Source organism: Protofrankia sp. CiP3 (genome assembly GCF_917627345.1).
GTDB lineage: Bacteria > Actinomycetota > Actinomycetes > Frankiales > Frankiaceae > Protofrankia.
On record NZ_CAKJTM010000159.1, the window covers coordinates 2,755 to 8,218 of the forward strand.

Sequence of the window (5,464 nt, forward strand, 5' to 3'; positions counted from 1 at the left end):
AGCGTTTATCTGGAACGAAAGTCCGGCCAGAGCCGACCCCTAGTAATTCGAAGCCGACCCCCTAGTCGGCCCCCGGGAACCAACCCCTAGTCACCGGGGCCCCGCCGCTCCGCATTCAGATCCTTGATCAAGGGGCCGACCAGGAAGACAGGGGTTCCCGGAAACGGCGGCGCAGGCGAGCATGGACGCGATTCGATGCTCCGCGCGGTCGGCCTTCGGCGATCGGACGCGATCAAACTGTGCTGCCGTGAAACTGTGGGAGGACTGGTACACATGGCGGACCGACCATTACCACTTGGGGACCTGACGATTATCGACATCTCCACCGTCCTGGCGGGCCCTTCGCCGCGCAGTTGCTCGCCGACTTCGGTGCGAGAGTGATGAAGGTCGAGCATCCGTCCGGCGATCCGATGCGCCGTTTCGGGTTCGCGACCAACGGCGTACCTCTCTGGTGGAAGGTGCTGCACCGGAACCAACAGGGAATGGTCCTCAACCTCAGCACTCCGGAGGGCGCGGCGGAGTTTCTGCGCCTCGCGGCCAACGCGGACGCTGTGATCGAGAAATTCTGGCTCGAGACGCTCGAGCGGTGGGGTATCGGCCCTGAGAAGCTGAAGGAAGTAGACCCTGACCTTTTCTGAGGATTCGGGGACGACACCATGCTTGATTCCGTCGACGGCGGCCTCATGGTCGAGGCCTCGTCCGGGCAGATACGCGGTTTTCTTGACCGAGGAGTGCCCAACTGGCGGGGTGTGCTCTACGGTCACATCGAGCGGCCTTTCCGGCCGCCCGAGCCGGTGAGGCCGGCCGGCCCGCTCGAGGCGAACCGCCGGGGAGCAGTCAGCTGGCAGCTGCCGACCCAGGTCGGCAGGAGCCTGTACCGGGTCCCGCTGGACGAACTCGTCGAGAACGAGGACCGCTTCAACCGGAACGTCTGGTCATCTGGCCCGCGCCAGGATGCCCCGATCCCCGTCTTGATCTGGCTTCATGGTGGCAACCGGGTGTACGACAGCGCCAGCAGCCGGATCGACGCGTGGCACTTGCGGCTCGGCACGACGTCGTCGTCATGACTGCGAACTATCGCCTTGGCCTGTGGGGCTGCCTCTATCTGGGTGGCCACGGCCTGGACTTCGCGGACAGCGACAACCTCGAGGTTCTTGACCAGGTAATGCTGCTGCGCTGGATAAAGGACAACATCGCTCGCTTCGGCGGTGACCCGGCGAACGTTACGCTGTTCGGCATGTCCTCAGGTGGCTGCGACGTGGCGACGCTGCTCGGCGCACCCCTGGCTCACGGGCTGTTCCACAAGGCCGCGATCTACAGCGGGAACGCCGAGGTGCCGGTGTCCGAGGACGCCGCCGTCCGCTTCACTGTGGAGTTCCTCGCCGCGACCGGGCCACTGGCGAGTTCGCCGGACGACCTGAGCAGGCTCCCGAACGCGGGCCTGCGTCACATCCACGGGAAGCTGCTCGAACGGGGTGTCAAGGTCCGCTACAGCCCCTTCGTCGACGGCTCCGTTGTGCCCAGGCCGCCACCGGAGACCATCAGGGACGGGGGCGTCGCCGGCGTCCCACTGCTGATGTCGGTGACCTCGAAGGAGGCGGGGATCTACGTCGCCATGGGTGACGAGGTCTTCAGTCGAGCCTATGAGGCACTGGACGTCGGAGCCCCTTCCGGCGACCAGGAGAAAATGATTGAACTGCTCTCGGAGAGAGACTATCTGGAACCCACCGACCGACTGCTGCGGGCGGCTCGCGATGCCGGCGGCATTGGCCCGGCACGGGTGTCCGTCCTGGAGGAGCTGGACCCCGGAGGAGCCGGTGACCTGCCAGATCGCGGCGCCCTACAGCCACGGGCCAAGGCCTGCCCGCAGGTGACGGCAGCGCCTGGTCCTGGGTTGGATTCCCGGCGAGATGACCCGGGGGCCCCAGGCCGCGTGCCCTGGTCGAGCCGTCCACCGCGAGCGCTGCAGGCCACCGCTTCCTTGACGAGCCTTCAGTACCCACGCACCACCGAGGAGAGAGATCGCGATGACTACCGACACCGACGCGTCGGCGGGCTCGGCGCCAAGCCCGCTCGCGGACCAGCAGCAGGCACCGCAGGTCCGTCGCCGGTGGTGGGTGCTCGCCGTCGTGTCGGTCGCGCAGCTCATGCTCATGCTCGACGCGACGATCGTCAACGTGATGCTGCCCCAGGTGCACAACGCGCTGCATCTGTCCACCACCGGTCAGCAGTGGGTGATGAGCATCTACGTGTTGCCGTTCGGTGGCCTGATGCTGCTCGGCGGGCGGCTGACCGATGTGGTCGGCAGGCGACGGGTGCTGCTGACCGGCCTGGCGCTGTTCACCGGCGGCTCGCTGCTGGCCGGCACCGCCACCACCGCGACCCAGCTGCTGATCGCCAGGGCGCTGCAGGGCATCGGCGCCGCGGCCACGTCACCGGCCGCGCTGTCAATCTTGGTCACGTCCTTCCCCGACCAGACCGAACGCACAAAGGCGCTCGGCACCTGGGGCTCCGTGTTGGGGATCGGCGCCAGTATGGGCGCGCTGCTCGGCGGCCTGCTGGTGCAGATCGACTGGCGGTGGGCGTTCTACATCAACCTGCCGGTCGGCCTGGCGGTCATCGGCGCGGTGGCTGGCCTCGTCGCGGGCGGCGGCCCTGACCAGCGCAAGCCGCCGTCGGACCTCGGCGGCGCCCTCACCATCACCGGCGGGCTGCTGCTGCTCGTCTACGGCATCGTCAGCTCCACCATGAACGGCTGGACGAGCTGGCAAACCGTCGGGGCGTTCGCGGTGAGCGTCGTGCTGTTCGCCGCCTTCGTCCGGATCGAGCAGCGTCACCGCGCGCCGCTGGTGCCGTTGCGACTGGTCGGCAAGCGCAATGTGGTCGCGGCGAGCCTCGGCCAGCTGGTCTCGGCCGGCATCATGCTGCCGACGTTCTTCCTGCTGCCGCAGTACATGCAGGGCGTGCTGCACTACAGCCCGCTACAGACGGGCCTGGCCTACATTCCGACCAGCCTGGCGATGTTGTTCGTATCGGGTGTGGTGGCCCGCGTGATCCCGAAGACCGGCGCGCGTGGCCCGTTCCTCGTGGGCACAGTGCTGCTGGCCGGGATGCTAGGACTGATCATGAATGCAACGATCGACTCCGGGTACTGGACGTTGCTGCTGCCGGTGACCGCACTGCTCGGCATCGGGCTCGTGATCTGCATGATCACTATTCCGGTGGTCGGCACAGCCGACGCGACAGAGGAGGACGCCGGCACGGCATCGGGCATCCTCAACGCCGCCGCCGAGGTGGGCGGCGCGCTCGGCCTCGCGGTGGTGGCCACGTCAGTCGGCGCGCGCTCGGCGGAGCTGGTCCGCCAGGGTGTCGATCCGGTGCACGCGCTCAATTCCGGCTTGCATCGTGGTTTCGCGGTGCTGTTCGTGTGGGTCGGACTGAACCTGCTGATCGGGCTGTTCGGCCTGCGAGGCAAAGCAGCCAGTCGCTTCCGAGCCGACTGATTACCAACCCGCCTGGCTTGGCCGGCGGCGAACCTCCGGATCCTCAGCCTGGTGATCGGGAACACGACCGTTCTGATGACCGGCCGCAGGCTCATGACGCACGAGGTCGGCCGGGAGGCGAGCCGCATGGTGATCAACCAGGGTGATTACGAGAAGATCATCGACGTGATCCTCGATCCCGGGCTGTCCGATGTGGAACGCGCGGAGCGGATAAAGGAATTCCAGCGGTGAGCGGTCACAGCAGCTCGTAGGGGGGTCTCCGCGTACAGTTCGCGCACCTTGTCTAGGACCTCGTGGTCGGTGCACCATTCGGTGCGGTCGACGGACAGCACCGCCCGGACGCCGGTACCCGAGCTGGTCACGAACGCGGCCTCCAGGTCCTGCAGGTCGGACAGGTTAACGGGCTCCGTCGTGGCCGGCTGGTCGAGTCTCTGGTCGATCAACGCCATCGTGACACCCGGAAGCCATGCGGCCCGTGGCCACAAAACCCGCCCCTGGCGCACGAACCCGATGTTCGACGTTGAGGCCTCACTGATCATTCCGTCGTCGCTGATGAACAGTACGTCGTCGAAGCCGGCCCGTTGTGCGCGGCGGCGGTGCGTAAGGGCCCCGAAGAGGCTGACGTGTTTCACAGTCGGAGTCTCACGCTGGTACCGCGCGGCCTGAAGTCTCAGGGGCGCCAAGGCTCCATGCCCGGCGGGCCGGGTGGTCACCAAGACGCTCGGCTCCGCGTCCGAGCCGATGGTCCCGAGGTCGAGAGCCGGGTCGTAGACCGTGACTCGAACCATGACCGGCCCCGGATTCCCGGCCAACGCGTGGCGCACCTGATGACGAACCGCATTGGTGTCGAGGTCGGTGTCGAAAAGTTGCCGGCAGTCCCTCGTCAAACGCTCCAGGTGCAGGGGAAGACCCCGTACGGCGAAATCCTGTACCAGCATGGAAGTGAAGTGCCCGTAGTTGGTCAGGGCGAGCACTCTCATCTGCTCCGGGCTGGCCGGAGCGCCATTCAGTTCCATCGCTTCCTCAAGTACTCGAAGAAACCCGCAGACCGATGATCGTGTTTCAGTCTGGCTGGCTGCGGATCTCGCGGGCGAGGTCGATCGAGGCGTCGATTTCGACCTTGCGGTTGGTAAGGATTTCGACGTTGATCCCGAACGGCAGGCCGAGCCGGCAGCAGAACCCGATGAGAACTCGGGGAGCAGCACGCCGCCACGGGTCCTGGCCAAAGGTTCGGCGGCACTGGTGGTTTCGTGAGAAGCCATCCATCAATCATCTCAGTCGCCGGGCGTGGTCAGCGCTCAAGATTGCCGATTGCCGACTACAGCGCCTAAGCACTTTCGTAAGGGATGTCCTGCCGATGCAGTGTCAATCCGAAGTGTTCGAATATTGGGGTGAACCGCGGTCTTCATCGAATATCCGGGGGGCAAGGTGGAACTAAATGGCGCTCCGGCCAGTCCAGGCGATCTTCGCGTGCTCGCCCTGACGAACGACGGGCACTTCACTTCCATGCTGGTACAGGATTTCCGGGTACGCGGGTTGTCCCTGCACATCGAGCGGTTGGCGAACGATTTTGGAAAGCTCTTCGATGTCGAATTGGACACTGACGCCGTTCGCCACTACGTGCGGAATGCGTTGCGAGGAAGCGCACGTCAGCGTGTTCGGCGCGCTCATGCACCGCCGTCGTGCGCAGCGCGCAGGTTTCGACGACGCACTTTTCACGAGCCACGAGGGACTGAAATGCGAGATTTCCGCGTCGAACATCGGCTTCGTACGTGGGGTCGAATAGTGTGGCCGCAGTCCGAGTGGCTCCCGGGTGCCACAATGGCTTTGATCAACCAAACGCTCGACGAGCCGGCCGCGATGGAGCCCAGCCAACTGACTGACATGCCCGACATGGAAGCCGCGTTCGCCACCAACTCGGGCACTGGCGTACGAGCTGTGCTGTCGGTGGGCCACACCCA

The 5,464-nt window shown here is 65.8% G+C and carries 6 protein-coding genes and 1 pseudogene; 4 read left to right on the forward strand and 3 right to left on the reverse strand.

Going from position 1 to position 5,464, the window contains the following annotated elements; translation table 11 throughout:
- The first annotated feature begins 287 nt into the window (after positions 1 to 287).
- The 4 genes and pseudogenes from MJ797_RS25015 to MJ797_RS25025 all read left to right on the forward strand — a co-directional run bounded on the left by MJ797_RS25015 (position 288) and on the right by MJ797_RS25025 (position 3,503).
- Positions 288 to 638, forward strand: a complete 351-nt coding sequence (locus MJ797_RS25015; protein WP_255739481.1) for a CoA transferase — start codon at positions 288 to 290, stop codon at positions 636 to 638.
- Between the two features lie 18 nt (positions 639 to 656).
- The gene (locus MJ797_RS25020; protein WP_239341925.1) at positions 657 to 1,067 is read left to right on the forward strand and encodes a carboxylesterase family protein; all 411 of its coding nucleotides are present in this window, start codon (positions 657 to 659) and stop codon (positions 1,065 to 1,067) included.
- Positions 1,064 to 1,573: pseudogene (locus tag MJ797_RS27675) on the forward strand (carboxylesterase family protein); the annotation flags it as partial. The gene MJ797_RS25020 and the pseudogene MJ797_RS27675, both read left to right, overlap by 4 nt.
- A gap of 544 nt (positions 1,574 to 2,117) precedes the next feature.
- Positions 2,118 to 3,503: an MFS transporter gene (locus MJ797_RS25025; RefSeq protein WP_239341927.1), complete on the forward strand. Its 1,386-nt coding sequence runs from the start codon at positions 2,118 to 2,120 to the stop codon at positions 3,501 to 3,503.
- A 146-nt stretch (positions 3,504 to 3,649) separates the two neighbouring features.
- Here the strand turns inward: MJ797_RS25025 and MJ797_RS25030 are convergent, their stop codons facing one another.
- From MJ797_RS25030 to MJ797_RS25040, 3 genes are all read right to left on the reverse strand, one after another.
- Positions 3,650 to 4,519 (reverse strand): aminotransferase class IV family protein, encoded by an 870-nt coding sequence (locus MJ797_RS25030; protein ID WP_239341929.1) that lies wholly within the window; start codon positions 4,517 to 4,519, stop codon positions 3,650 to 3,652.
- Between the two features lie 46 nt (positions 4,520 to 4,565).
- On the reverse strand, positions 4,566 to 4,769 hold the full coding sequence (locus tag MJ797_RS25035; protein ID WP_239341931.1) for a hypothetical protein: 204 nt from the start codon (positions 4,767 to 4,769) through the stop codon (positions 4,566 to 4,568).
- Between the two features lie 168 nt (positions 4,770 to 4,937).
- Positions 4,938 to 5,174, reverse strand: coding sequence for a hypothetical protein (locus tag MJ797_RS25040; RefSeq protein ID WP_239341933.1), 237 nt, complete (start codon positions 5,172 to 5,174; stop codon positions 4,938 to 4,940).
- Positions 5,175 to 5,464: the final 290 nt, after the last annotated feature.

Bases quoted from the DNA above. Each gene is read 5' to 3' on its own strand.
- MJ797_RS25020 (WP_239341925.1), top strand. From the start codon at position 657: ATGCTTGATTCCGTCGACGGCGGCCTCATGGTCGAGGCCTCGTCCGGG.
- MJ797_RS25030 (WP_239341929.1), bottom strand. From the start codon at position 4,519: ATGGAACTGAATGGCGCTCCGGCCAGCCCGGAGCAGATGAGAGTGCTC.
- MJ797_RS25035 (WP_239341931.1), bottom strand. From the start codon at position 4,769: ATGGATGGCTTCTCACGAAACCACCAGTGCCGCCGAACCTTTGGCCAG.
- MJ797_RS25040 (WP_239341933.1), bottom strand. From the start codon at position 5,174: ATGAGCGCGCCGAACACGCTGACGTGCGCTTCCTCGCAACGCATTCCG.